The sequence below is a fragment of the Variovorax sp. 22077 genome, from assembly GCF_052044195.1.
GTDB classification, from domain to species: domain Bacteria; phylum Pseudomonadota; class Gammaproteobacteria; order Burkholderiales; family Burkholderiaceae_C; genus Variovorax; species Variovorax atrisoli.
The window spans coordinates 1-333 of record NZ_JBQEQC010000136.1 but is presented as its reverse complement, the minus strand read 5'-3'; the positions used below and the strand labels follow the sequence as shown (position 1 = coordinate 333).

Here is a 333-nt window from a genome sequence, read left to right as displayed (position 1 = left end):
TCTGCGTGGAGCGCTCCGTCGAGATGATGGTGGGCATCCTGGCGGTGCTCAAGGCGGGCGGTGCCTACCTGCCCCTGGACCCCGAGTACCCGGCGGACCGGCTGTCCTACATGGTGCAGGACAGTGGCATCGAGCTGCTGCTGACCCAGAGCCACTTGCACAGCCTGATCCCGGGTGCCGAGGCGCTCCAGGTGCTGGAACTGGACACCCTGGATACGTCCTGCGAGTCCGATGCAGATCCCCGGGTGAAGCTGCACGGCGAACACCTGGCCTACGTCATCTACACGTCCGGCTCCACGGGCCGTCCCAAGGGAGCGGCCATTCGCCACAGTG

General features: G+C 66.7%; 1 protein-coding gene. It reads left to right on the top strand.

The features are described 5' to 3' along the window. A partial coding sequence (locus tag ACTJLF_RS34845; RefSeq protein ID WP_440884937.1) for an AMP-binding protein occupies positions 1–333 on the top strand: 333 nt, incomplete at both ends.